Consider the following 25,097-nt stretch of genomic DNA (forward strand, 5'->3'; position numbering starts at 1 on the left):
CCTCGTTTTCGATCGCCCTGCGCCCGATTTGGGTGAGCATACGGTCGAGATTCTGCGGGAGACCGGCATCGATCAAGAGCGCATCGATGCGCTGATTGCCGGCGGCGCAATTCGTGTTCCCGGCAGGCAGTAGGATCGGAAATAGAATGCAAACCGAGATGCAACATCAGGACCTCACCACTCCAGGAAATGTCATTCTGAGAGACCGCCCTCCTGTTGCCGTCCTGTGTGTTTTCTTGTTCCCAGTCTTGCAACAGAACTTTTACGTGATCATTGCCTCTCCTCTCATTAGACTTTGGATCGTGACTGCGGAAGACATTGGATCCGGTCGTGTAGCGTTGCGCCGACAACGGTAGCTTTTCGCCATTCCCTCTCACATCGCTAGTTCTTGTTTTCCTCAAGGACTGAACCGAACACCAATTTCGCAGATAGGTAAGTCATGTCGTCATCCAACATTCACCGAAACAATGATTTAACGGGGCGAAACCTCTTCCGCTCGGCTGAACTGTTCGGGCGCGGGCAGCGCGTCATAACTGGAGGAAATGCTCGTCTGACTATATTCCAACGTCCTCACCCAATTTATTTCACTAAAGGCATAGGGGTTCATCTCGTCGATGTTGATGGAAACACCTATCTCGATTTCCTGAATAACTTTACCGCCCTGATCCACGGCCACGGCTATCGACCGGTGTTGGACAGGCTTCATCATCAATTGGAAATGGGCATAAGCTTCAACGGCCCAACGGAGCTGGAAGTTGAATTTGCCGAACTGCTTTGTGACAGGATCCCCTACTTTGACCAGGTCCGCTTCATGAATTCCGGGACTGAAGCGGTTATGTATACTATTAAGGCAGCGCGTGCCTTAACGGGAAGGCTAAAAATTGCCAAACTCGAAGGCGCCTTTCATGGGGCTTATGATGCGATTGAAATCAGCCTCGATTCTGCGCCGTCGAACTGGGGACCCCGGTCGGAGCCGAACGCGATACGCTATAGTGCGGGAACCTCTGAGTCCCTTGCCGCCGACACGGTCGTATTGCCATTCAACGAGATCGGAGCAACCCGAGAAATTCTCGAACGGAACAGGGACAAGCTCGCAGCGGTCATAATAGATCTCCTTCCGCAACGTGCCGGATTGATTCCCATAGACCCCACCTATCTTGCCTTTCTGCGCGAGTTCACGGCCCGTCATGGCATCGTTCTGATTTCTGACGAGGTGATGAGCTTTCGGCTATCGTATCGCGGCGGCATAACCCGATTTGGGTTCGAAGCGGATCTCTGTGCCTTTGCCAAGATCATCGGCGGCGGCCTGCCCATCGGCGCGGTCGGAGGGCCATCGCGATTCATGCTCCCCTTTGATTCGACTAATGGTAAGCCCCTCGTCCCTCAGGCCGGCACCTTCAGTGCAAATCCGATGTCGATGGCAGCAGGCATTGGGACAATGCAATCTCTGTCTGAGCAAAGTTTTCAACGATTCGAGCATTTGGGCGAATATGCCCGCGCTTCGCTGACTGAGATGTTTCGTCAGGAACGCCTGCCATACTCCGTGACGGGCATGGGATCGATGTTCCGCATACACCTGCGGGCTGAAGCTCCCAAGGACTACCGTGAGGCCCACGCAGCCTCCGAGCAGCAAAGAAAAATGGACATGTTCGTTCGGGCTCTTCAGGACAGAGATGTGATCGTCTCGCCAACGTGCCAACTGTGCCTGTCCACTCCGATGTCGACAGACCATGTCGAAGAAATGGTGACGGGCGTTCGTGAAGCTGCCCAGGTGGTCGAAGCGGCGTGACTAGACGGACCTTGGCGTGAGGACGATACGGTCGATCAGGATGAGTTTGCTCATGGCGTCTGCTCGCATGATCCCTTGGCTTTCGTTTGTACAGTCCCAATGCAGGCGCCAGGCGTGGTATTCCGAGCAGTTCGCTCGATGACAGCAGGTGTAGATATTCAAGCTGCAAATCTCTGTCTTGGGCCGCCAGCGCCCAATAAGAAAAACGATATCTTGAAATATAGGTTGATATTGCGTGTCATTTCCGGAATAGACTGCAATTGTCCGTAGCCTACGAATGCAAACAGGGTGCTGGTCTGGAAGAGCCTTTGTTGTGTCCCGTCTTGTTCAACATCAGTCACTTCAGAGCAAATCTTGTTCTTCCGCTTTGGGAACTTCGCGCGATTTATTTTCTGGCCATTGGGAGGCAATATGAGCAACTCGTATACTCGATCCGAAGCTCTCCTCCTGAGAGCGCGCGCTGTCCTCCCAGGAGGTGTTTCGAGCGGAAATCGAGCGAATTGGACGCCATTCCCCCTCTACTACGCTCGAGGTGATGGTGCTCGAGTGTGGGATGTGGATGGCAACGAATACATTGACTACGTGTTGGGCAGGGGACCACTGATCCTTGGTCACGGAGAACCAGAGCTCATAGAAGCGATATACCGTCAACTTCAAGTGAGCCAATTTTTTGCAGGTCAGACCGAGGCAGAGATAGAACTTGCAGAATTAATTTGCTCTCTTGTGAACAATGTCGAAATGGTTAGGTTTTGCAATTCTGGTTCAGAGGCAATACATGCTTGCATTCGACTCGCTCGATCGGCAACGGGTCGAGAGAAAATTATCAGATTCATCGGCCACTATCATGGATGGTATGATGGCATAGCTTGGGGATTTTCGGGCGTGAATGCTAGCCCGGATGGTTCATCTTTACCGGTGCCGATGTCTCTTGGCCAGCCCTCCTCTGATGCCTCGAACATATTGGCAGTCGAATGGAATGACCCGGAGGCAGTCACAAATGCCTTTGAGAAATGTCGTGGAGAAGTTGCGGCGGTCATTACCGAGCCAATTATGTTCAATGGTTTCTGGAGCAATATCCATCCGTTCGACGGGTTTCTCCGGTTTCTTCGAGAACAATGCGACGCGAACGGCGCGCTGTTGGTTTTCGACGAGGTCCAATCCGGCTTTCGTACTTCGCTCGGCGGAGCTGTAGAGCGCTTTGGCGTCGCCGCAGATCTAAGCGCGTTTGCAAAGGCGCTAAGCGGAGGCGTCTGTCTCGCTGCCTTTGCTGGTCGAAGGGATGTTATGAAGCGACTCGTCGAAACCAATACTGTGCACACAGGAACCTATAATGCCTATCCGCCTGCCGTCGCGGGGGCCTTGAGGCATCTGACCCTCCTTGCGGCGAGTTCCGGCGCAAAGCTCCAGCGTATACATCGCTCAGCAGCATTGCTCGAGCGGGGCCTTAGAGACCTAGCTGGGCAAACCCAACTACCTCTTCTAGTTCGGGCGAGCCCAGGCGCAGTCACTACAGCCTTCAGGGGCGCGTCCACGCAGGTCATCAACCATCGTTCGGCAGCCGAAGGTCTAGATTTTAGCCTCCAACGCGCATGGCACCTCGCATTGCAGGATCGAGGCGTCCGGATCACGCCAGAAGGCCTCTGGTATCTCTCCGCAGCGCACTCTGCCAACGACATAGCAATCACTGTCGATGCTGCGCGGGATGCGCTTCAGAGCCTCTCGTCACGATAACACAAGGAATGCAATATGCCCATACGATCCAACAGTGTCGCTCGCCTTGTTTCTCCGCGCCGTCTAATCCTGACGTGCGATGCGCTGAGCGAGGATCTCCCCCCAGACTTCGTACGAATAAGGATCGAATTCTGCGGGGTCTGCGGGACAGATAGATCGTTCTATCTGGGCCACCGCGATGAAGGCTATCCTATCAGTCTCGGTCACGAGCACTGCGGCACTATTGTCGCAGTCGGAGACCAGGTCGGGCCCTATCAGGCGGGACATTTTGTGGCGATTGATCCGAATTATCGATGCGGTTCCTGCCATTATTGCAGGATAGGTGCTGGTCATTTGTGTGAGAAGGCGACGATAAATCGGTATTCAAATCGAGGCTATGCGAATTTCATCGATATAAAAGCTTCGTACGTTCTAAAACTTCCGGAATACAGATCCCGCCATCTAGGGGCTTTGGTCGAGCCATTATCCGTCGCGATTAATGCCGCGGACATCTCGAAATGCACGCTAGCTGACGAGGCAACGCTTGTACTCGGCACCGGCGGTGTCGGCACGTTACTGGTCTTCAATCTCCTTGAGACACAAACTGGAGAAATATGGATCTATGACAAGGCGCACTCCAAGATGGCCGCCTTAAGGGATCTTTATCCGAGCCGGATCAAGATTTTGGACAGCGCCGATGACCGTGTGTTCAGCGTAGTTTTCGAAGCCACCGGCAGTTCGGACGGTTTCCTTCATGGCTGCGCTCGGTTGGCGAAGCTCGGCAGGCTGATTGTCGTGAGTAGGTACCACTCCGATGAGCCGGCTATCCCCGACAGGCTCCCATGGAAACAGCCTAACATCTACTTCGTCCACCTGAATGGACATGGTGATTCCTTCGTTAGGGCAGCTGCTTTGATGAAAAGGAGTTGGGGACCGGATCACGACCACCTTCTCAGCTTCCACCCCCTCAGTAATATTGACCAGGTATTCACTGATTACGAGCATATTCCTGAGAATAAGAAGATAATATCGATGGAATGATTATTCATGGTTATAAACTGTAATCATAGCGGCGAAGACGGGTCAAGCCTGTCTCCCAGCTGTGTATCACTACGACGAGACGAGATGTCTGTGATCGGCAGCGATCGAACGGCGTTGGGCGGTACATCCGTGGTGCCCTAACCCGATTTTGCGCTGCTTTGATACAGCTTTCGTGGTTAGAGTGGCAATCAAAGCCTTCCAGTCGGCAGTGACATCACAGCGGCACTTCTGCCCTTGTCTGAGGCTCAATAGACCTGCCAGCGTTCGCGCCTAGCGCGTAAGCATTCCAAGCAAGCGGATCCAGATGAACGGATGGCATGCACGCGATTTCTTGGCTGTCTTCAACAAGCCGATACAGAATAGGTGACAGATATCAGATATCTGACGCTTGGTTCACAGGAATCGGCGACCGAGAATATGTGGGTCGCAATCTCAGGCTGTCGGGCCACAAGGGATTCAAAGGTTCAAAATGCTGCCGTCGGCAATGTATGAACTTCGCTTTAAGCGGATAGAGACGCTCGGCTCGGGGAGTCTCCGAGACGTAGGTTATTTGCTTAACCGCAAGCGCTGACCCGCGGTCAAGCATCTGTTCGCCGACGCAGCCTCCGATCGGCTCAAGCTCATGGACAAGGCCGCCGGCCGCTATTCCGTGACTTTCCAAACAGGGCTCTGGCCGCCACCCGCAATCTGCCAAGTGAAGTGATCTACGGTCCGGCACGCTCTCCTTATGAGCACTCAAATTCGCCAGCGGTCCGAGCTGTGGGATGCATCCACGGCTGCTTTCAACGCTCGCATGCGCACGATCGAGGCGACGAGTGTCGGGTCAATGCGGCCCAGTTACGAAACTGCAGCACTAATTTAATCAAATGATCATCCCCATTTTCTGGTTGATCGCTATACAGACTCTATTCGACGTCACAAGGACAGTCGCCAATTCGATCGAGGCCGATATCATGACACTTGTTGGCTACAGAAATACAGTTCCGCGTCCCCATGGAGAACCCGCTCAGCAATATACCGAATCTGGCAGGGACCTTAGCAGCAAAATAGTCATGCTTGAGCGAGCCAAAGCCATCATCCGCCAAGAGGCTGCAGCGTTGGAAACCCTCTCAAATAGGATCGACGACCATATCTGCGTGCTCGCGGACTACATCTTTTCTTCAACTGGCACTGTCGTAGTGTGCGGTGTCGGCAAGTCGCGACTGGTAGGAGAAAAGATCTCCGCAATTCTCGCATCGACTGGCACTCGATCGATCACGCTCGACCCGGTCGACGCTCTGCATGGAGATCTCGGGCGCGTGCGCGCCGGGGATGTCATTCTCGTGCTCTCCAATTCTGGCGAAACTGCGGAACTTATGCAGCTCATCCGTGCTATCCGGCAGTTTCCTGTCATCGTTGCCGCGATCACGGGGCGCGCCACCTCGTCGCTGGCAAAGGCTGCCGATGTGGTGATCAACATCGGGTCGATCCAGGAAGCATGCGCACTTGGCCTTGCTCCGACTACCTCGGCGACGGCTATGGCCGTAATAGGGGATGCTCTAGCGCTTGTACTGCAGGAGCGGCGTGGTTTCACGCGGCACGACTTCGCACGTCTTCACCCGGGTGGAAGTCTCGGACGGGAGCTGATGCGAGTGTGCGACCTGATGTGGCCGGTTGAAATGATTCCAGTGTTCCGGCCAGATACACCGCTGTCGCTGGCGCTCTTGTACATGTGCCGCGCCTCCCCAAAGTTAGGAGTCGCCGCAGTCGTCGACGAGCGATGCAACGTCGTCGGAACCTTGAACGGGGACTCCATCAGCCGATTAGCTGAGTGTGGCGCCCCTCCCGACCTTAGCGATCCGGTGGAGCGGCACATGCAGCCGCCGCTCAACACAATTTCTGGGCACGCATTTCTCGATCAAGCCGCGCAGCTCTTCCGTCAGCACGAGGTCGAGTTGATGCCCGTGCTTGACGATCAGGACAAGTTCGCCGGCCTGATATCTCGCCAGGACGTGCTGAAGCCATGTTGAGTGATGAAAGTTGTGCAAGTGGCGATCATTCGAGGGACGGTCTCACAACGGCTCTCTTGGCGCCACTGGGGATCAGAGCAGGGCCTGTGTGATGCGCGCCTTGGCGGATGACTTCGAGATTGTCTACCGGTCCGAGCGGCCACAAGATGTATACTGCTACACGCCGGGCATTGTCGTGACGGCGAGCCGAAGAGTGGTAGCCACCTTTGATCTCGGCGGTGCCGGGGTCAGGGATCTCCTCGGGCCGAAGGGATCTCGCGCGGGAGGTACGCGCTTCGGAATGGGCATGGTCTATGTGTCCGATGATGGGGGCTGTTCCTGGGCTGAGCGAAATACCTTTCCATTCTGGCACGCCCGGCCATTCACAGCTGGCGGGCGGCTTTACATACTTGGTCATGCCGGCGACCTCATGATCATGCGTTCCGACGATGACGGGGAGACGTGGAGCGCGCCGGTCACCCTTACCTCGAATATGAAATGGCACGGGTCGTCCTGCAACGTGCATTACGCGAATGGGTACCTCTACCTCGCCTTGGACGAGCGGCGCGATCTTGCGATCGAGGGATGGAATACAGCCGGTTTGGCACCGCGGGTGTTGCGCGCTAGAATTGACCACGATCTTCTAGACCGTGAGAGCTGGACTATCTCAGAGTCCCTCGCGTTCAACGAGATAGTCTCATCAACGGATTTCGATCTTTTTGGTATACCGTTCTATAGCACGCCGCCCCGAGCTTCGGCCGAGCTCGGATCGGGACGCTTGTGTGCACCGATGGGCTGGCTTGAACCGAATATCGTCCGGTTTTTCGATCCCTCACATCTATGGCACGATCCGGGCGGGCGGACGTTGCACGTTTTCTTGCGCACGAACACGGGTGGAACGGGCTATGCTGCCCTGGTGAAGGTCATTGAGCAGGATGATGGTCGTCTGACCACAGCATTAGAAACCATGCCGTCGGGGAAAAGGGCTCTCTTCGTCCCATTTCCGGGAGGCCATATGAAATTCTTTTTGATTTATGATGACAAGACGCGGCTCTACTGGTTGCTGAGTTCACAAGCGACCGACTCTATGGTGCGCCTTACGCACATATCGAAGGCGCGCTACAATTTGCCGAACAATGAGCGCCATAGGCTGCAACTTCACTTCTCCAAAAATTGCATCGACTGGTGCTTTGCCGGACTTGTCGCCGCGGGTCAGAACGAGCGTCACGCGCGGAACTACGCGAGCATGGCGGTCTACGGCAATGATCTTCTCGTGTTGTGCCGGTCAGGGGATGACGAGGGCAGGGATCCTCAATATACGAACCTGATCACGTTCCATCGCGTCAAGGATTTCCGGAATCTCGTCTATTGATCCTTTTGCATTTCTGAGAGTGGGAAAAACATGCCCAGAACGTCGAGTCCAGTCGCTATAATCATTCCCGCCCGCTACGGCTCGAGCCGCTTCGTCGGCAAGCCGCTCGCGATGATCGCTGGCCGGACGATGATCAATCGTGTCTGGTCTTTGGCCCGTGCAGTATCTGACGTAGATGAGGTTTGCGTCGCCACTGACGATGAGCGCATCGCCGAGCATGTTCGAAGCTTTGGCGGAGCCGTGGTGACAACCCCGAAGGAATGCACAAACGGCACTGAGCGGGCGCTGATTGCAGCCCAGATGTTGTCCACGACGCCTGCCGTCGTAGTGAACCTTCAGGGGGACGCTGTCCTCACGCCGCCGTGGGTCATTACCGCTTTGATCGATGAGATGCGCCGCGATCCGACTGTGGAGATCGCTACTGCCGCGGTGCGGATGGACAAGCGCAGTTATGACGCTTTGCGCACCGCTAAAGGGCACGGCGAGGTCGGAGGCACAACTGTGACGTTCGACCGACGCTGGAACGCCCTCTATTTCTCGAAATCCATCATCCCGTTCGTGCGCAATGATGGACGAGGTAATGATTCGGATCCCTTGCCGGTTTTTCGCCATATCGGACTCTACGCGTACCGCTACGAAACCCTGTGCCAGTATATCAGTTTCGAATCCGGTCCCCTCGAACGTTCTGAGAAACTTGAGCAATTGCGCGCGCTCGAGCATGGGATACCTGTCCGCGTGGTCGAAGTCGACTATGGCGGTCGAACCCACTGGGCTGTCGACAGCCCAGATGATGTGAAGCGCGTTGAGGCAATCGTCGGCGAAGAGGGCGATCTCGTCACGGATTGAGGCAAACAGCCAGCTCGGTAGGTACGATTTGCAACACAAGCGGCCATTTATTCATGAAGCTTATCCTCAGCCGTCACGGCAATACGTTTGATCCCGGCGACAAGGTCGTGTGGGTCGGCCGCAGAAGCGACCCTCCGCTCACAGAAGTGGGACGCCGCCAGGCTCAGAATCTCGGCGACGCTCTATGCCTGTCAGGTGTTATGCTAGGCGGGCTCTATTGTGGACCGCTGCGGCGCACGCGCCAGTACGCCGAGATCATTGCGGAGCGGATCGGTGGCGCGCCCTTACCGATTGTCGATGCGAGTTTAGCCGAGATCGACTATGGTGCATGGGAGGGTTTTAGCAGCCACGAAATCATAGAGCAATTTGGAGGGGAGGAATTGGAGGCGTGGGAACGCCGCGGAGCGTGGCCTGAATCGGCTGGTTGGAGCCCTCCCGAGGCCACTTTGGCAAATGGCGTCACGACATTTGTGGGGCAGCTCGCCCGGACGCATGGAAAGGATAGCGCAGTCCTCGCTGTGACGAGCAACGGCGTGTTGCGCCACTTCCTGCGGCTTGCCGGCAGTACGCTTAATGGCAAGGTCGCCACAGGTCATATCTGCGTTCTTGAGGTGCTGCAGGGAAACTGCCGGGTCAACGCGTGGAACATTGCACCAGATCCGGAACATGTGTCAAAGGTATTGAGGAAGGCCGTGCGCATGAGATCAAGCGATACCCTGTCAAGCTCTTGAGCCTCGCGCGCCTATCGAATCGTACGGGCCGAAGCTTTCGGATGAAGTGCTTTGCATGGGATTGGACAGGATCATCAGTGAAGAGAATAACCTCTTCGCTTCTGCAGCGCATGGAAGCGGGCGAGAATATCAGTCAATCGGCAAAGGAGGCGGGGTTAGCCGGCAACGGGTGTACGATTGGCGTTGATCGCCTGGGCCTAACCGGCAGCAAGGTGCGCGTCGTGGACGTCCCGGGAAGGCGTCTGCTGTCCGTCGGGCCCATTGCAGCATCGGGTGAGATGGTGCCGCCGTGGAGGAGAAGGCGCTCGCGAAGGCGCGACGGCGTATCGCCGAACTGGAACAGAAAGTCGGCCAGCAGCAGCTCGATCTCGATTTCTTCAAGAAGCCTTGCGGTATATCAGGGACGATCACCGGCAGAACGCGCCGGCGGCAAACAGGGTCCGCGAACCCTCTGCTCGGCAAGTTGCGGCAACGGCGCCATCCCAATGTCGCGGCGGTCGCGCTAGCCAACAACAATGCGAGGATCCTCTGGTCCATGCTCTCGGTTCGCTGCCTATCAACCGGACCTGTCGGTGAAAGCAGCCTGACAGTCTCTGGAGAGCGAGAAGGAGGTCTCACCTTGGCAACTGCTCGAAAATGGCAGGATATGGCGAAACGGTCACCCCGTCGCTTCCAGAACCTGGTGTGTGGACCGGCACGGCTTCGGCAATCTGATCAAGGGTGGCATTTTCTTGCTTCCTTCACCGGTAGTAGGTGCTGCCGTGGTTGGCGTGCAGGCTTTGCCGGTTCTGCGGAACTGGCCCGGCGAGGCCGAATTTGAGAGTGGCGGTGACGGAGGCGTAGCTGGTCGCGTGATCCCTCGGTGCGCTACCACCCACAGAGCGGCGAAAGCGACGGGATGCCCCTTGAGCGCCGCGTCCGCGCATCATACGCTCGGCTGGGCGGATCAGCGCCGCCAAGAACGCGGCGATTGCTGCAATCTTTGAACGATTCCAGCAGAGCGATGCGTAGCCCGATCCCGGAGAATTTAACCGTATGATGCACCGCCAGCTACAATCAGCAACAGGAGACAACGCAAGCGGTCAAAATGCGTGTTTCGGTAATTCCCGGACACCCTTTTCGCTAAATCCCGGACAGTGATGGAATTAGCGGAAGCCCTGTCCGGCTTTTGCGAAATGCGCAGTCAAAAGCCACGCCATCCGTCAACTTGTGTCGCCTTTGTCGGATCCGCCATACAACGCTTTGTACAGCCATTTCTTGTTTGGCTCAGGCTAAACAGCGGAAAACAATCAAGAATTTTCTTCTTCGGCGCATTAGCCAAACTGGCACGAGTCTTGAAGCTCTTCGGTGCGAGGCGGCGAGAGCTTCCCACCGCCGATGCGATATTGCCAGTCAGTTGGCTAAGCTACACCACGTCGCTGGTATGGCACTCGGGAGAGACTATTATCGGCAATGCCGTAAACGCGAGGTGGCCGTAACCGGATAAGAATACACCCATTCCGAATGGGCACGCTGGAATTCGGATCAATCCAGAGCGGACCCTCGTGGTCGTACTGCGACCGGGTCAAGTTGGAGGCGGAGACTCAACACGACTCTGCCATGCAGAGTTTGTGAAATCACAGTTGGCCCGAACGGCCCTGCTTCTCAAGGTCCACAGAGTACTTGCCGGCTGGTTGACCTAGCAAAGATTTACATAGCACGTTTGAGAAGGACTGATCGCATGAACTCTGAGGACATCGGCCTTATGCCGGCCGTCGAGTTAGCCGAGCTAATCCTCAACAAGAGGATTTCTCCCGTCGAGTACATGCAGGTCCTGTTGGCTCGCATTGCCGAGTTGGAGCCGAAGGTAAACGCGTTCGCCTACCGTGCCGCAGATAGGCCGATCAGGCTAAACGCTCTTGCCCTGCAACTCGGCATTCCCCGAACAGTGTTCAGTCGTTGCAACATGGCTTCAAATAAATTTACAGAGATCTTTGCAACCGTAAATCAGTGGCAATGGTACTCTCGGACCGACGCGCAGCGTGCAAACATCGGAGTCAAGGGATAATGGCAAGAAGATCGCTCATCCTGATCGAGGGCGCAAGTAATATGTTGCTATACGTGCAAGCCGCCAAGCGCATTGGTCTTCATCCCATTTCCTTGTCATCTGATCCAGATCGTTACAACTGCCTTACGGCAGAAAACATTGACGCAATCCGTGTCGATACAGACAATCTCGAGGCATTGATCCACGAATGTTCCCGGCTACGTGCCGCGTATGACATTGCTGGGATTACTGGCTTTCCGAACCCCAGCGAGTCGGTTCATGCGACAGTCGGCGCGCTCTGCCGCTATTTCAATCTGCCGGGGCCGAACCCCACATCGATTGAACGATGCTGTGACAAATTCGTTCAGCGTCAGCTCCTTGGGCAGGCCGGCGTTCCGATACCTGCATATCGCTTGGCAACTAATGCGACGGACGTAGAAAGCGCTGCCTCGGAGGTCGGCCTGCCGGTGATTGTTAAGCCAGCAGTAGGTAGCGGCAGCAGCGGTGTCCGATTGTGCCGGAATGTCGACGAGTTAGGCGAGCATACCACTTATCTTTTGGGGGGGAAGCACATATGGCGGTCTTCGCCAAGGATAGTGGTCGAAGAATTCGCCCAAGGCGCCCATTACAGCGTTGAATTAATGGGAAATGAGGTGATTGGGATAGCCGCCGCTGACTTCGGTAGCCCACCGCACTTCGTCTGTCGTGAGTACATTTATCCGGCTCTGTTAACTGTTGACGAGCATAGGCATATTGCCGATATTTCGCTGGGATGTTTGCAGGCCCTTGGCCTTGGATGGGGGCCGACGAATATTGATCTAAGGTGGACGAAACGTGGCCCAGTCGTCATTGAAGTAAATCCGCGTCTTGCTGGTACGCCCATCCCCCAACTAATCCAACTGGCTTACGGCGTCGATTTTGTCACTGAGCACATTAAGCTCGTCATCGCGGAGGAATGTAATTTGCGCAGAACGCGTTCGCATACTGCAGCCGCGCGGATCCTAGTTCCTGATCGCGATGGCATCCTCGATTGGATCGATGGCGGCGGTCGGGCGGCTGCTGTACCAGGTGTCGCCGAGGTCAAATTTTCTATTGAACCCAAGATGCCGATCGTCAGGAAAGGCGATTTTACAGACCGGATCGGATATATCATCGCGGCTTCGCCGACCTTTGCTCGGACCAATGGGATACTTCAGCGTGCCGTCGACTTAATCGATTGGTCGATCATACCATTTCCGATCCTCGCCGACTGATGCTTAGTTGTTCTTGGGCCGTTCCGTCTCGATCCCGGAAAGGTCGATGCGAATGCATGCTTGGTTGGATCTTCCGATTTGCTCAGAGCCGGACCGGCGGGTCGCCCGCGGCCGCATCCCGCTTATCATCATTCCCTCCGCGGCTGGCACCGCGAGGTTTACATCGCCCAGATCCGCTTCGCTCCGCCCTCAAAGCGGCGGTGGAGCGGTTCGTGCGCAAGCTGGAGAAAAAGTGTCCCCGCCCGCATTTTTGCTACGAAGCCGGCCCGACTGGTTACGGTTTTTATCGCCAGATCGTAGATCTCGGCCACCGCTGCGATGTCGTTGCGCCCTCGCTGATACCCGAGCGTGCGGGCGAGCGGGTCAAGACGAACCGGCGCGATGCGGTCGGCGTGGCGCGGCTGCTGCGGGGGCCGGACAGTTGAAGGCAATATGGGTTCCGATGCCGTGTATGAAGCAGAGCGAGACCTGATGCGTGTTCGTTGCGGGCGGCGACCGAGGATTTCCGCAAAAGGCGCCAGAAGCTCCTCTCGTTTCTGCTTTGCCATGGTCGGATATTCACCGACCGCAAGAATGGAGTCGGGCGTTGTCAGCGAAGTGGGCGATGTCCGCCGCTCGACAATCTGCGGCAGTTGATGGCGGTTCTCGGCCTCGAACCGCTCGGAGCGGTCAACCGGCGACGCGGTAAAACGTGGCAGCCTGACGCTTGCCGGCAATCGCCGCGCCCGCCGCGTTCTGGCGCAGGGTTCTGGCGCAGGGTAACGGAGCTATCGCGATCCCGCCAGGGTGACGGAAGCCATTGACGTCCGGCTCGAAGAGCTGCCAAAGTTAGTGTGGGAGATTGCCTGGAGGTCAAGTCCGGGAACTGCTGGATAAGTTCTGGCGGGGCTCCTTTGCCACTGTTTTCTTGTCGAGGCCGTTTCGGGCCTCGTATTCCTGATCGAGTTCCTGCCTGACAGCGGTCATCTGGCGACGCTCGAAGTCGGTGATCCTGATTGCCCGCCACCGCTCGGCAGCTCCGATCATGGCGCCGAACATGAGCTTGAGAGCGGGCTTCTCGCCGAAAGCATTGGGAATGATCTTTAGCCTGCGCCGCTCCTCGACGAACAAACGTTCCGGAAGATTCGTGGTCCTGATGGCGCGGCGGTGAGTGATCGGCATTCTCAGATGCGCGATTGCCGCTTCAAAGTCGTCCATGAAGCAGGCGACCGCGCTCGCCAGCTCGGCCTCGTAGTCCTTCACCAGACCGGCGGCGAGATCGCGGGCAATGGCGCGCGAGGGGGCCTGATAGGCGGCGGTGGCGCGGGCCTTGAACTCGGGCCAGCGGTCTTCCGGCACCTTGGCGGCGAGATTGCGCATCCGGTGCGCCAGGCAGCGCTGACGCTCCGAGCGCGGAAAGCAGGTCTCGATCGCCTTGATGATGCCGGCTGCCCCGTCGCACACGACGAGCAGCGGATCGCTGAGCCCGCGGCCGCGCATGTCCTAGAAGAAGGCGCTCACCGTCTCGCGTCCTCCTTGGAACGCGCCATCAGATGCAGAAGCACTTTGGCGCCAGATGCCGTAAAACCCCAGGCAGCCAGCACCGGCTCACGCTTCTGCCCGGGGCGGAGGCGTTCGGCGATGAACAGATAGGCGATCTCATATTCGCCAAGATCGCGCGTGGCGAATTCCTGGTAGTCTGCCCATAGCCGCTCGCCGATCTCGCTGACCGCGCTCTTCGATAGGAGCAGCCGCCCCGTCTCGTCCCGGAAGGCGTCCTCGATGTCGCGCACCGAAAGACCACGTGCCAGCAGTTCCACCGCCAGGTCCTCGAGCGCCTCCGAGCGTCCCTTCAGATGCTCGCGGATCTCGGAACGAAACGGCTCGTCGCGGCCCGCCACCTGCGGGGCCGAGTATTCCACAAAGCCTTCCGCCGTCTTCAGGCGCCCGCTGCGCACGCCGTTGCGGTAACCCTGGCCGGGCTCGGCGCCATGTTCGTAATAGTCCCGCCCGACCGCATCCCGGCTTTCCACCTCCAGGGCTTCCTCCACGATCAGTCGGGTCGCAAGCTTCATCAGCTCCGAGCGACCCGCCGGTGTGGAAAGACGCCCTTCAATCAGGTCGGAAAGGGATTGGCGGGTGCGCATCGGGGCCGGTATTCTCGTCGTCATGGGGTGCCTCCTTGCTGGTGCCGGCGCCAACTGCATGCGCTTCTGATTCCTCAGCAAAGGAGGCACCCCGCCCTCAATTTCCAGCAAGTTTAGGACTTCACCTCGCCTGGAAGGCGCAGATACGGCTTTGTGCGCGCTGCCGCCGCATGACGGGTGCGGCCAGAAGACCCGGTCGTGGCTGCGGCGATTGCGCGTGAGATGGCGGCGTTCCTCTGGGCCATCGGCCACCAGGTCGATGCGGGTCGCTGAGATGCAGCTCATCCGCTCATCCTTCCAGCACGCACGCCTCCCGCACGCGCGCCGCCGCCGGATTGAAGCTATTGGACCGGCCTAAATCCGGCGGAACACCACGGAGACGGGATGCGGCCACGGTGGGGGAACTCCCGTCCTAGCTATGTGGCTGGACATCGCCCAACCCGACTCTAGATCAGGATAGCCCAAGAAGGATCACGGAAGTGCGTAACTAACCTGAGCTGTGACATCGAAAACATCTGGATATTGTGTTGACGCGACCCGCTCGACGGCCTTGCCGACAGGAGAACCAGCGCGACCCAATCGCCGGATCGAACGGTGACGCAAGCGGATCGGGCGAACCTACCTGGATGGGACCGGAATCGCTCGTAATGACGATATAGGCGCAATTGCCGAGACTTCGATCAGGAAGTTCGTCGTAGCCACGGATCGAAGACGGATGCTGCCCGCGTTGTGCGGACGGCACGGCGCGCGAGTTCCACCGCGAGACCTGCCCAAGGAAGTGCACAAGCTGCGCATTTCTACCTCGATGCGACGCGGCCCGAAATTCTGCCCCATGCGAATCCCTCATGACATTCGCCCGGAAGCCCAGAGGAGCGCATGGCGGCTATGGCGGCGAAATCGCGAGGGCGGCGATCTCCAAACGCGGGCGCCATTCAGCGGCTGCTCAACGTGGCCAAGGAATCATTTTCGGATGGCGGGAGCGCGGAGAGCGCGTTCGGCCGCGTGCAAGAACTCATGCGGGGCGGCAGTAGTTTCCTGGCTGTGATGCAGAAGCTCGATCAAAGCTTTCAGCTCCTATTCTCCCAAGTAAGGGAGTAAAGGACTTGGCGTCGCAGTGGATCATCCGGTGCCTTGAGTGGATGCTCGAAGTCGTCCTTTGGATCGTGGGACATGCCAATGCGTTCCATAACCCGTCGTGAGCCGACGTTGTTCACTGCAGCATTCGCGACGATTCGGTTCAACTTTAACCTTTGGAACCCATAGGCAAGAGCGGCAAAGGCGGCTTCGGTTGCATATCCACGCCCCCACCAATCTGGATGCAACCTCCAGGCGATTTCGACCGCCGGCGTGAAATGTGCTTCATATGGAACGTTATTGAGGCCGCAGAAGCCGATAAACCGCCCGGCGGGATCCACAGTTTCGAGAGCCCAGAGGCCATATCCGTATCTTTTGAAATGATCGCGTTGGGCATTGATCCAAGCATCAATCGCGGTCCGATTCGCGAATGTTGCGACGTACCTTACAACTCTAGGATCATCATTCATCCGGGCAAACGGCTCGACGTCTTGGTCCTTCCATTCCCGCAGCAGCAGGCGGTCTGTCCGTAGCTCCATCAGTAGCTCTTCCTCTCGCCGGAGACCTGAAACTTAGAAGCTGCACTCGTCCGAAGCCAGCCAAGCGACCTTGAATGCAACTTCGCCGGACCGGCGAAGCCGTTCCATGGGTGTTCGGCCACCGCAATGTGCGCAATTCTTCCGCTGTAGCGGGTCTCCAATTAGCCGCCCTCGGTGGCTGTGGCATGACGCAGTTCACCAGCAAGCCCTGTGTTGCGAGCTCCCACCGCGTAGCCTTGGTTAGAACGACAGCCCAGCTTTCGAAGCGCTGCAAGCCATCGTTACAGGCGCTTTCATACCGTCGGAGTGATGCAATGTTAATGATCCTGCCGCCACCCTCTGCGATCGCGAGCAGCCGCTTCTCACGACAAAAAATCTCTACGCCCGCAACCAATCGAGGACATGTTCGCCAACCTCATTGGCTGGCCGCGTATTGCCATCCGCTACGACGATTGGCCCATCTTCTCCTCGGCTACTGCATCGCAGATGACGTCACCTTTGGGGCTTTGATCACTGAGTCCGACGCTCAGAGGCTTGTATCAAGTCCCATCGGAACGCCCGATTACTTGTACGCGACGACGACGAGGCGCGGGCTATCGGGTGTAAACGCTCCACCTTCCTGCCCATAAGCTTCAACAGTCTCAAATCCTGCGCTTCGCAGCATGCGAACATACTCGGAAAACCCATACAGTCTGAAAGAAAGATGTGCTCGTCTAACGCATCCATTTCGGACGACGATCCTTTCGCAGGTACGACGATCGGCTAAGGTATCGTTATTCATAATATCGATCCGTAGATCGTCGTTCCGTTGCACAAGGTGGCAGATGGGCGACTTGTCTCGCAGCAAAGCGAAGCGATTGACGTGATCGATTAGCAAACGCCCGCCCTTTCGAAGTGAAGAAGCGGCTTCACGAAGAACTTTTTCATTGTCCGCGTCATCGAAATAGCCAAACGTCGTGTACCACAGAAAAGCCGCATCAAAGGGATCTTGCGTGGGAAGTGAGCGCATATCGCCAAGAATATACTCAACCTCTACCCGGCGTTCAGCCGCATCCGCTTCGGCTTTTCTTAGCAAAGTCGGCGAGATATCAAGTCCGGTTACCCGTGCTCCTTTTTTCGCCAACCGGTTGGCAATCCTTCCATAACCGCACCCAAGTTCAAGAACTGAGCTGCCTTGTCGAAGTGCAAGAAGGTTCCAAATAGCTCCTGCTTCTCTATCACTTATTTCCGGGGGATTAATCATATCGCCAAAATAGAAATAATCTTCACTAAAGTACGACCCAAATTCCGACGTGGATACGTGATTTCCGGGCTTGTCGGACATGTGTTCTCCTATTTACATATCGGCTGATATTGCAATGTCGCATATAGATGAGAATTTTGAAAGAAAACAATTTGTAATTTATTTGTGACTTGTTAATTACGTCGGCAGGGTTCGATGGCAGTCTGCGCCTTGTGCAAAGACATTGTGGAACTAGTTGTAGAAGTGCCCCCTTGTGGTCGAGCAGGGGACGCGGATCGCCAAGCCCTCAAGCACGGGATCACTCATCCGCCCCTCGAGCCTCATCTGCCGATCAAGGTTCGAGGTATGGTGCCCGTTGAGGACCGCAAGGGTTCTCAACCGCATTGTTGGGGGTACCTCAATTAAGAGTGAGAGCCGACGAGATCGATAACGGTATGCGGGCGCGTGTAGCAGGAACGGTGCCCCGGCGCCTGTCCCAGGAGTAGCGACGGTCGGCGCGGCGATTGAATTCAGATCCAGGCGCAATCATGCCGGCCATCGGCCGGCGGCTTCGCATGTCATGGTGAGCCGAGAGGAGACCGCCCGCTATTGAGTGCCACAGGTCGACGAACTGGTTTGGTTTCGGGGTTTCCGCCGATCCGCGCGAGGGGAGCGCGCCCAGATGTCGTGAACATGTGAGATCGCAGTGTCATGCATTGGCCAGTCCGGGTCCTTCTCTCTTCGGGATCGGCGCGTTGGCCCTCCCAGCATGGGATCAGTTGGAATGAAGGGGACAATCTAAACAGCGTTCTCACCATGTTGCCGCGGTAGAAACGAGTCCCGGCACGTCCTCTCTTCATCCTCCGTCCCGCGAAGGACATTCATCCGCCCCTGGCGGATCTCGTTATCGGATCTTCTCCCTTTCGTTTGGTGGACCCGGCTATATCACCGCCGTTGCTTCCTCTCGCGCCCAGCGGAACTCACTGCCGTCGGACCATATTCTGTGCATGATGACAGCCAATCTGCGAGCAAGGGCAACGGTCGCTCTTTGTCGGCCCCGGCGCTTAGCGACGTTCATCGCCCAAGCTTTCAGCCATGACCACTTTTTCACCACCGTCAGCAAGACTTGCGCGGCTTCATAAAGTAGCGTTCGCATCATGGCGTCACCGCACAGGGAAACACGTTCGACGCGATTGTCCTCGCCTGATTGATGCAAGGGGGCGTCAACCCGAGAGCCGGCCCTACGGCCTTCGAATTCTTGAAGCGGGCAGGAATGTCGACCGTGGCGTTGAAAGCCAGCGCAACGACAGGTCCGACACCAGGTACGGTCATCAACCGCCTGCAAACCGTGTCACCCTTCACGATCGACAACAGCCTTTCATGCAGTACCGTGAACTGCTCGCGAAGTTTCTGCCGGGCGGCGAGCAACACCTCCATGATGTCACGTAGCTCCGGAATGTCGCCGGAAAGGTCCTGGATGCGATCCGCAAATTTGGCACCGCCGACAATGCCAACCTTGAGACCGAAGTTACGCAACAGGCCTCGAATGTCGTTCTCAATTGCGATGGCCTTTTCCTGCAGCAACTTGCGGGCTGTCAACAGCGCCCGGCGTTTCTGGCTCATCAGCGTCTTGACGTGCACCGGCCGGAACAAATTAACCCGCATCATCTGCGCGATGCCGCGCGCATCATTGCGGTCGGTCTTGTTGACCTGCGCCTTGAGAAAGGCCTTCGCATGACGGGGTTCGATGCAGATTGCAGGTAGTCCGGCTCCCGCCAGACCACTGAACAACCATTGTGATAAGGGACCAGCTTCAAGCCCGATCCGGGCCAGATTCCAGGCGGGGTTCTCCAACGCCTCAACAAGATCGTCCGGATGGCTCGCAACCTTCATCTCTCGGCAAATTCGGCCTCCTTCATCCACGATGCAAACGGTCGTCTCTTTCACGAAGACGTCCAGTCCGGCATAATGCTTCATGCTGCGCTTCCTTTCCTGATAGCTTGTGGCTGTTCACGCAGACCACGTTTTATCATCAGCTCGAAGCGCAGCACCTCAAACACCGTTTAAGGCGTGGGGCAAAGCCGAATACCCCATCTAAATACGTCTGGGCCAACATCTCGACTCTGTACCACAAGCGGGACTTGGTCTTTTCGACACGTTTTCCGCGCGGCCGCCTGGGCAGCGTTCCCGGCTGTGGAACGAGCATTCCCCGAATTGCTTTATGCGGGCACCTTGTTCAGCAACGCATCGACAGGTTTTTCAGTGGCGTTGGCGTATTTTCGCCGGTAAACAGCTATGAAATCCTCATCGCGACAGATGCAGCGGCCGCTAGCGTCTTTCGCTTTCGGATCATATAGGTGAGATCCGAGCGGACGCAGTAGATTCACGCGAGTGCTCGTCATGGGGTTCGCGGGAAAACCCGCAGCATGCCTAACCATCTCTCCTGCAAGCATAATCCCCGCGAGCGCTGACTGAAACGCCATCGGAACTAGGGTTCGGACGAGACGACTTCCGCCGCTAAGCTGGAAGACGAGGCCGCCGCAGATGGCCCGTTGGTAAAAGGAACGAAGCGGTTGGCCGACGAACGGAGCGAGCGGCTCAAACGGGATACCCATCGCCGTAGCGACCCGACCTACAAAGGCGGCGTTGACGCCGGTACTAGTCTGGAGGAGCGTTTTTACCTCGAGCTGTGCCTCCGGTAACCCGAGTTCCTCGGCGATAAGTTCGTGCTCGTCCTTGGATTTCCCTGCCGGCATATACATGCAGCACAGGCAAGCCCGGCCATCATCGAAACCATGCCGCGAGACTCCTAGATCGTGCTCCTGCGTCCAGGCATTCGCGATCCACCGCGGAAGCGCCCCTTGTACTGCCAGACGGTCGGCAGAGGTGTCGAGCGCGACACCAACTCGGTCCAAGTGCCAGTCACCCCGAAGCGCAACGTAGTCTGCCCACTTCAGCGGGTGCGCGTCTACTGTTAGACCGGTCGATCGAAGGGCGGTCTTGGCTAGCGCGGTCTTAGGCATCCCGACCTCCGCCTGACCGGCTAACACGTAGCGCTGCAGGTTCGAGAGATCGATCTCTTCGTGATCAATCACATGTAGACGACCGGAGAGTCCGGATTGCCTGGCTAACGCCCAAAGCGAACCATGGCCTATCGCGCCGAGGCCAACGAGGTGCGTCTCGCCAAGATCGATAGGCAAGTCAAAGGAGGCCGGATCACTTGCATCACTCTTCGCGTAAGTGCGTATCGAGAGATCGATGCTCTCGTCCGACACCGCGCCTGTCATTTGAGGGGCGAAGATCGTTCGAAAGACATTGGCTGCAGCAAAGCAACTGGCTGCGCCCGCCCCATAAGGCAGGAAACTTGAGCCAGATCCCACCGGGCCTATACGCGACAGCTTTGCCGCCCACCCCTTAGAGCCCGCAAAGAAGGTCGGACACCCAAGGGATGGGTCCACCACGCCTGCAACGACGCAGACCGTGGCAGCTTTGCCGGAACGCCGGATACCGATCTCTGGGTTGATCGATTTTGCCAAGCGTTCGAGCGCGTGGGCCTTAGAGGTCGCCGCGTTGTCCAGGGGGAGCACCGCTAGAACGGGATACAGTCGAGCTAGCAACCTCACCATAAGATCAACGGTCGCCAGACCTTCGGGGGATGAGACGGCGTGGCTGTCGAAGGCGACCGCCACGACCTGCTTTTCCAGAGCTGCCTTGAAATCGCTCAGGTGAAAGTCGGCGAGGACCTGAGATGCTGCCGTAGCGGCGCGGTCAATGAAGTTAGCAAGTGCCATAGTTAACTCGTTATCGTGATCATTCGCGCCAGTGCCGCGGGCCGGACCTCACTCCAATTCGCCTCACCGTCGAGTCGATAGGCGGCGACTCGAACCAGATCAAAGGGTTCGCGGGCGAAATTTGGCACTACGAGCGACATACACCCAACAGTGGTAGCGACGGCGTAGGCGTCGTCGGTGGTCGAATGGTATGCTCGCCCCGGATGGCTATGTATCTGGGCCAAAAGTTTGAGGCCACGCCTATAGAGCCAGACATTGAGCCGGTGTAGTTCTTTGGCCGGAACTATGACGGAAACTCCATCGCTTGTCCGAACGTGACGTTGCGCCGGGATAACGGCCTCTGTCACGTCAAAGTTCTGCCCTTGCTGGACGCCGACCCATAGGCCCATCCCCTCGTAGCCTTGGCGCCCAACCGACCGCAAATACGCCTGCACCGTCGACACACAGTGTTGCGGGAGAGCAATCGTCGTTACATCTTTCAAGGCAGTCATTCTGGAATGGCCTGAAACGGTGCCTCCACTCCCCCCACCGCTACCTGAATGTGAAACTGCTCTACCGGGCCGGTCCCATACTTGATGATTTTGTCCAAAATGAACGCCAAGGAACCTGCGCCAGAACCCCGATGGAGAAGCCATGAGTCACCTGAATGGGCTGGGTTATCGTGATATTCCCGGATACCTGCCATGCACAGGAATGGCGTATCTTCCGGACCGTTGGCCTGGATGAAGTCCGTTACCGACACAGGAGCGAAGATCATTCCCGGCGGAGTTCCGGGGAGTGGGAGACGTCTCAGCATACTAAGCTGCAGATCTTTCCGGGCAATCGGCTGGTGCGTGAAGGGATCGATGAAGACCACTGACAAAGGTCTTAGGTCGTAGTTAGAGAAGTCGATCTCGACTGCTGCACCGATCACGCTTGGCTTCAGCTTCGGTGTTGCAAAGATGAAGAAGGCGGTCGGGAAGCTCGCCTCGATCAGGAAGCACCCCTGAGCCCGGTAGACGCCTGCTTGTGATCGAAACCAGCCGATCTCCCGATCAAACTTCGCTCGGGAGACCTCAGGGTCCACATTCTGGGGTTCAGGCACCTGCCACCCCCGCCATCAGACTGAGGAACAGGGTCACGGTATTCGCGAAACCGAACTCGCCGACTTTTTTGTCAACGTCGAGCAAGTTGCCGGCCTCGTCCTTAAGCTCCCAATTCTCCGCCGTTTGGGCGAGATTCTGCGTGTTCTCAAGCGCCTTGGTACGAACGACGTGAAGCGGCTGGTTGGGATGCGCCTCGATCTCCGTGGGCTGGCCGTTCACGACCACGGTGATTTCGATCTTCTCATGGCCGCCGCCGTGAGTTTCGTCGTTGCCCGAATTCTTCGACATTGTGGTACTCCTGTGGCATGCTAATGGGGGCTCGAGGCACTAGTTGCCGACCTGCAAGGGAGCGGACACTGGCCGTCTTCAATCGTCCACTCGGCGCCACAGACCGCGAGTACGCAAAGACAGAGGCAGGCTAAATGTAGACTAGGTCGACGCGCAGTATCACGCGGACGAGACTTGCCGCGCCCTCGCGTTCTTGGCGATTTTCCGGACATCGGCGAGCAGCGCCTTCGCGTCAAATACAATCCCATCCTTGATAGTGTACTTTACACCGCCGACGCGCGTAACCACATCGTCCTCGTTCAGCGAATTGACGCCGGTCCCGTACAGCACCTTGAGGTTCTCCAGCGGGTTTCGATCCACGATCAGCAAGTCAGCTAATTTGCCCACCTCCAGGGATCCAAGCTCGGTGTTCGAGTGATATAACTCGGCTCCCTGCAGCGTCGCGGAACTGATAACTTCCAGCGGTGCCAAGCCAGCCTCTTGCAGGAGTTCGAGGTTACGGACGAAGCCGAACCCGGGTATCGCCCATAGGTAGCCGGAGTCAGCTCCTGCCACTACGCGCCCGCCTCGGTTCTTGTACTCATTGATAAATATCATCCAAAGTCGAAAATTATCTCTCCATTCTACTTCATCGGTTGTGGTCCAATCATAGAAAGGAGCGAACGGGTTAGTGTTTCTGCTTGGCGTAAAACTTCTTGCCAACCCGGGATGGAGATGCTCATCAAGCCACTCAGCTCGGCTCACGCCCATCAAATCGCGAGCCGCCTCATATATATCAAATGTTGGTTCGAACGTGACATCGAGCGCGAGGAACTCGTTGAGTACCTTATTCCAGTGGTCGCTATAAGGCGGCGCTGCCTGCTTCCAGGTACGGCCGCCCTGACGGAAGCGTTCCCTTGAGTCAGTCCAGGTAAAGCCTGCTGGGTAACGCCGTAAGGCGCGGTCTACAAAGAAAGGTTCCGCCATCCCGTACCAGTGGCTAATGCCACTCACACCCAGCCGCGCGAGGTCCAGAGCGTTGAGCCCCGGCTGCTGGCCCATTGTCATGTTCCAGGTTACTGGCAGACCTAGCTTCTTGATCTCCTCCAAGGCGGCCTTCGCTACTTCCCGGGACAACTGCGGTTCCCCTCCACGAATGCCAGTGACTCCCCGCAGGTGAAGCTCCTTAACCTTTGCTCGGGCCTCGTCCGGCGTGTGAACGTTCAAGTTTACCAACGCCTTAATACGGGGAGCGCTGGCCGTGTTTTCGGCTGATTGTCTCTGCAGCTCGAGCACCCAGTCGAGCTGGTTCTCGTCTGTCAAAACGCCGATAGTCGTAATGCCATGCCCCATGAAGAGCTTGAACAAGTACTCAGTCGAACCGGTGAGAGATGTTATATTCGTCAGCCGAATATGAGTATCGATGAAGCCGGGAAGAATGTACGTGTCTCTGGCATTGATCAACTTGTCACTGGGCCCATGCTCGGGTCTCGGCGGTAGGCGATCTGGAAAGCGGTTTCGCCTGATCTCAACAATCCGGTTCTGCTCGATGATAATTGTCGCGTGATATGGTGGATTGCCTGTCCCATCAACGAGAACGCCGCCCTCGATAATCAGGCGCTGAAAGGGTCCTTGTCCCTCGTCCTTCGGGCGCGGGGGCGTCAATGGCAACTGCGCCGGTGTCGAGCTTGAATCAGTGGATTTCATCGAGAAGCATCCAGTCGGAACAATTTTCCTATTGGAACCCCATTTCTTTGTCAATATCGTCGTTAGGGCGAGTTGGGTCCGCAGCGGATCGAGTCCGATTTCCTCAATGTGCTAACTGGCGGCGCATACGCACTCCCATTTCCACTTGACCTTCAATTTCCACCACTAATGGAACGGCATCCATCATCCTGCGGCGGATGTTAAGTGCAGGTCTGCAAGTCTTTCCCGCGACAAGCAGGGGACCACAAGGCATGGCGAACGTTTTTGGGTTTGGCAGCAAATTTGGAGGGGGCTTCTAAGAACACATCAAGCTTAACTTCGTACGCAGCCTCGCGTTGATAGGGCCGACCTGACCTCCTGGTCATTTCGCGCGATGCTGTTTCTGATCCGCTTTCCCTGCGGGGAGGGGGACGGGCGGCGCGCCCTTCTCGACCGGCGCTTGAGTTCGTAGAACTGGTACACTCTCCCTCCCTCGGGGAGGGCTCCTCGAGCGATTAGCTTGACGGCATATCCATTTGCCTTTGCCAAGT

The 25,097-nt window shown here is 57.0% G+C and carries 17 protein-coding genes and 4 pseudogenes; 12 read left to right on the forward strand and 9 right to left on the reverse strand.

All coding sequences use genetic code 11. The features are described from left to right. Positions 1 to 439 precede the first annotated feature (439 nt). From NKH70_RS33240 to NKH70_RS35940, 11 genes and pseudogenes are all read left to right on the forward strand, one after another. Complete coding sequence (locus tag NKH70_RS33240; protein ID WP_353027272.1) at positions 440 to 1,789, forward strand: aspartate aminotransferase family protein; 1,350 nt, start codon at positions 440 to 442, stop codon at positions 1,787 to 1,789. A 411-nt stretch (positions 1,790 to 2,200) separates the two neighbouring features. Beyond that, on the forward strand, positions 2,201 to 3,520 hold the full coding sequence (locus NKH70_RS33245) for an aspartate aminotransferase family protein (RefSeq protein WP_353027291.1): 1,320 nt from the start codon (positions 2,201 to 2,203) through the stop codon (positions 3,518 to 3,520). A 15-nt stretch (positions 3,521 to 3,535) separates the two neighbouring features. Beyond that, positions 3,536 to 4,540, forward strand: a complete 1,005-nt coding sequence (locus NKH70_RS33250) for an alcohol dehydrogenase catalytic domain-containing protein (RefSeq protein WP_353027273.1) — start codon at positions 3,536 to 3,538, stop codon at positions 4,538 to 4,540. Positions 4,541 to 5,406: 866 nt separating this feature from the next. Next, positions 5,407 to 6,549, forward strand: a complete 1,143-nt coding sequence (locus NKH70_RS33255) for a KpsF/GutQ family sugar-phosphate isomerase (protein WP_353027274.1) — start codon at positions 5,407 to 5,409, stop codon at positions 6,547 to 6,549. 91 nt (positions 6,550 to 6,640) lie between these two features. Further along, positions 6,641 to 7,900: a sialidase family protein gene (locus NKH70_RS33260; RefSeq protein WP_353027275.1), complete on the forward strand. Its 1,260-nt coding sequence runs from the start codon at positions 6,641 to 6,643 to the stop codon at positions 7,898 to 7,900. 30 nt (positions 7,901 to 7,930) lie between these two features. Then, the gene (kdsB, locus tag NKH70_RS33265) at positions 7,931 to 8,746 is read left to right on the forward strand and encodes a 3-deoxy-manno-octulosonate cytidylyltransferase (protein WP_353027276.1); all 816 of its coding nucleotides are present in this window, start codon (positions 7,931 to 7,933) and stop codon (positions 8,744 to 8,746) included. 53 nt (positions 8,747 to 8,799) lie between these two features. Beyond that, positions 8,800 to 9,477, forward strand: coding sequence for a histidine phosphatase family protein (locus NKH70_RS33270; RefSeq protein ID WP_353027277.1), 678 nt, complete (start codon positions 8,800 to 8,802; stop codon positions 9,475 to 9,477). 289 nt (positions 9,478 to 9,766) lie between these two features. Then, a complete protein-coding gene (locus NKH70_RS33275; RefSeq protein WP_353027278.1) occupies positions 9,767 to 10,297 on the forward strand; it encodes a hypothetical protein in 531 nt (176 codons plus the stop codon). A gap of 900 nt (positions 10,298 to 11,197) precedes the next feature. Next, a complete protein-coding gene (locus NKH70_RS33280) occupies positions 11,198 to 11,524 on the forward strand; it encodes a hypothetical protein (protein WP_353027279.1) in 327 nt (108 codons plus the stop codon). After that, complete coding sequence (locus tag NKH70_RS33285) at positions 11,524 to 12,756, forward strand: ATP-grasp domain-containing protein (protein WP_353027280.1); 1,233 nt, start codon at positions 11,524 to 11,526, stop codon at positions 12,754 to 12,756. The genes NKH70_RS33280 and NKH70_RS33285 overlap by 1 nt, the downstream gene beginning before the upstream one ends. A gap of 209 nt (positions 12,757 to 12,965) precedes the next feature. Continuing rightward, positions 12,966 to 13,611: pseudogene (locus tag NKH70_RS35940) on the forward strand (transposase); the annotation flags it as partial. Here the strand turns inward: NKH70_RS35940 and NKH70_RS35945 are convergent. Then, positions 13,609 to 14,906, reverse strand: a pseudogene (locus tag NKH70_RS35945) (IS256 family transposase). The pseudogenes NKH70_RS35940 and NKH70_RS35945 sit on opposite strands and share 3 nt — an antisense overlap. A 101-nt stretch (positions 14,907 to 15,007) precedes the next feature. On the opposite strand from NKH70_RS35945, the pseudogene NKH70_RS35950 reads away from it, so the two are divergent. After that, positions 15,008 to 15,155, forward strand: a pseudogene (locus NKH70_RS35950) (IS110 family transposase); the annotation flags it as partial. 794 nt (positions 15,156 to 15,949) lie between these two features. Here the strand turns inward: NKH70_RS35950 and NKH70_RS33305 are convergent. The 8 genes and pseudogenes from NKH70_RS33305 to NKH70_RS33340 all read right to left on the reverse strand — a co-directional run bounded on the left by NKH70_RS33305 (position 15,950) and on the right by NKH70_RS33340 (position 24,567). Continuing rightward, positions 15,950 to 16,495 carry a GNAT family N-acetyltransferase gene (locus NKH70_RS33305; RefSeq protein WP_353027284.1) on the reverse strand — a complete coding sequence of 182 codons (546 nt, stop codon included), beginning with the start codon at positions 16,493 to 16,495 and terminating at the stop codon, positions 15,950 to 15,952. A 562-nt stretch (positions 16,496 to 17,057) separates the two neighbouring features. Then, entirely contained in the window at positions 17,058 to 17,819 is a 762-nt protein-coding gene (locus tag NKH70_RS33310; protein ID WP_353027285.1) for a class I SAM-dependent methyltransferase, read from the reverse strand. Between the two features lie 838 nt (positions 17,820 to 18,657). Next, a pseudogene (locus NKH70_RS33315) lies at positions 18,658 to 19,694 on the reverse strand (IS110 family RNA-guided transposase). Between the two features lie 242 nt (positions 19,695 to 19,936). Continuing rightward, a complete protein-coding gene (locus tag NKH70_RS33320; protein ID WP_353027286.1) occupies positions 19,937 to 21,508 on the reverse strand; it encodes an E2 ligase fold family C protein in 1,572 nt (523 codons plus the stop codon). Positions 21,509 to 21,510: 2 nt separating this feature from the next. Further along, complete coding sequence (locus NKH70_RS33325; RefSeq protein ID WP_353027287.1) at positions 21,511 to 21,999, reverse strand: Mov34/MPN/PAD-1 family protein; 489 nt, start codon at positions 21,997 to 21,999, stop codon at positions 21,511 to 21,513. After that, positions 21,996 to 22,592: a putative metal-binding protein gene (locus NKH70_RS33330; RefSeq protein ID WP_353027288.1), complete on the reverse strand. Its 597-nt coding sequence runs from the start codon at positions 22,590 to 22,592 to the stop codon at positions 21,996 to 21,998. Before NKH70_RS33330 ends, NKH70_RS33325 begins: the two co-directional genes overlap by 4 nt. Next, a complete protein-coding gene (locus NKH70_RS33335; protein WP_353027289.1) occupies positions 22,585 to 22,881 on the reverse strand; it encodes a DUF2604 domain-containing protein in 297 nt (98 codons plus the stop codon). Before NKH70_RS33335 ends, NKH70_RS33330 begins: the two co-directional genes overlap by 8 nt. Positions 22,882 to 23,040: 159 nt before the next feature. Then, a complete protein-coding gene (locus NKH70_RS33340) occupies positions 23,041 to 24,567 on the reverse strand; it encodes an amidohydrolase family protein (RefSeq protein ID WP_353027290.1) in 1,527 nt (508 codons plus the stop codon). Between the last annotated feature and the right edge of the window lie 530 nt (positions 24,568 to 25,097).

The organism is Mesorhizobium sp. M0991 (assembly GCF_040318915.1).
In the GTDB taxonomy this organism is placed as follows: Bacteria; Pseudomonadota; Alphaproteobacteria; order Rhizobiales; family Rhizobiaceae; genus Mesorhizobium.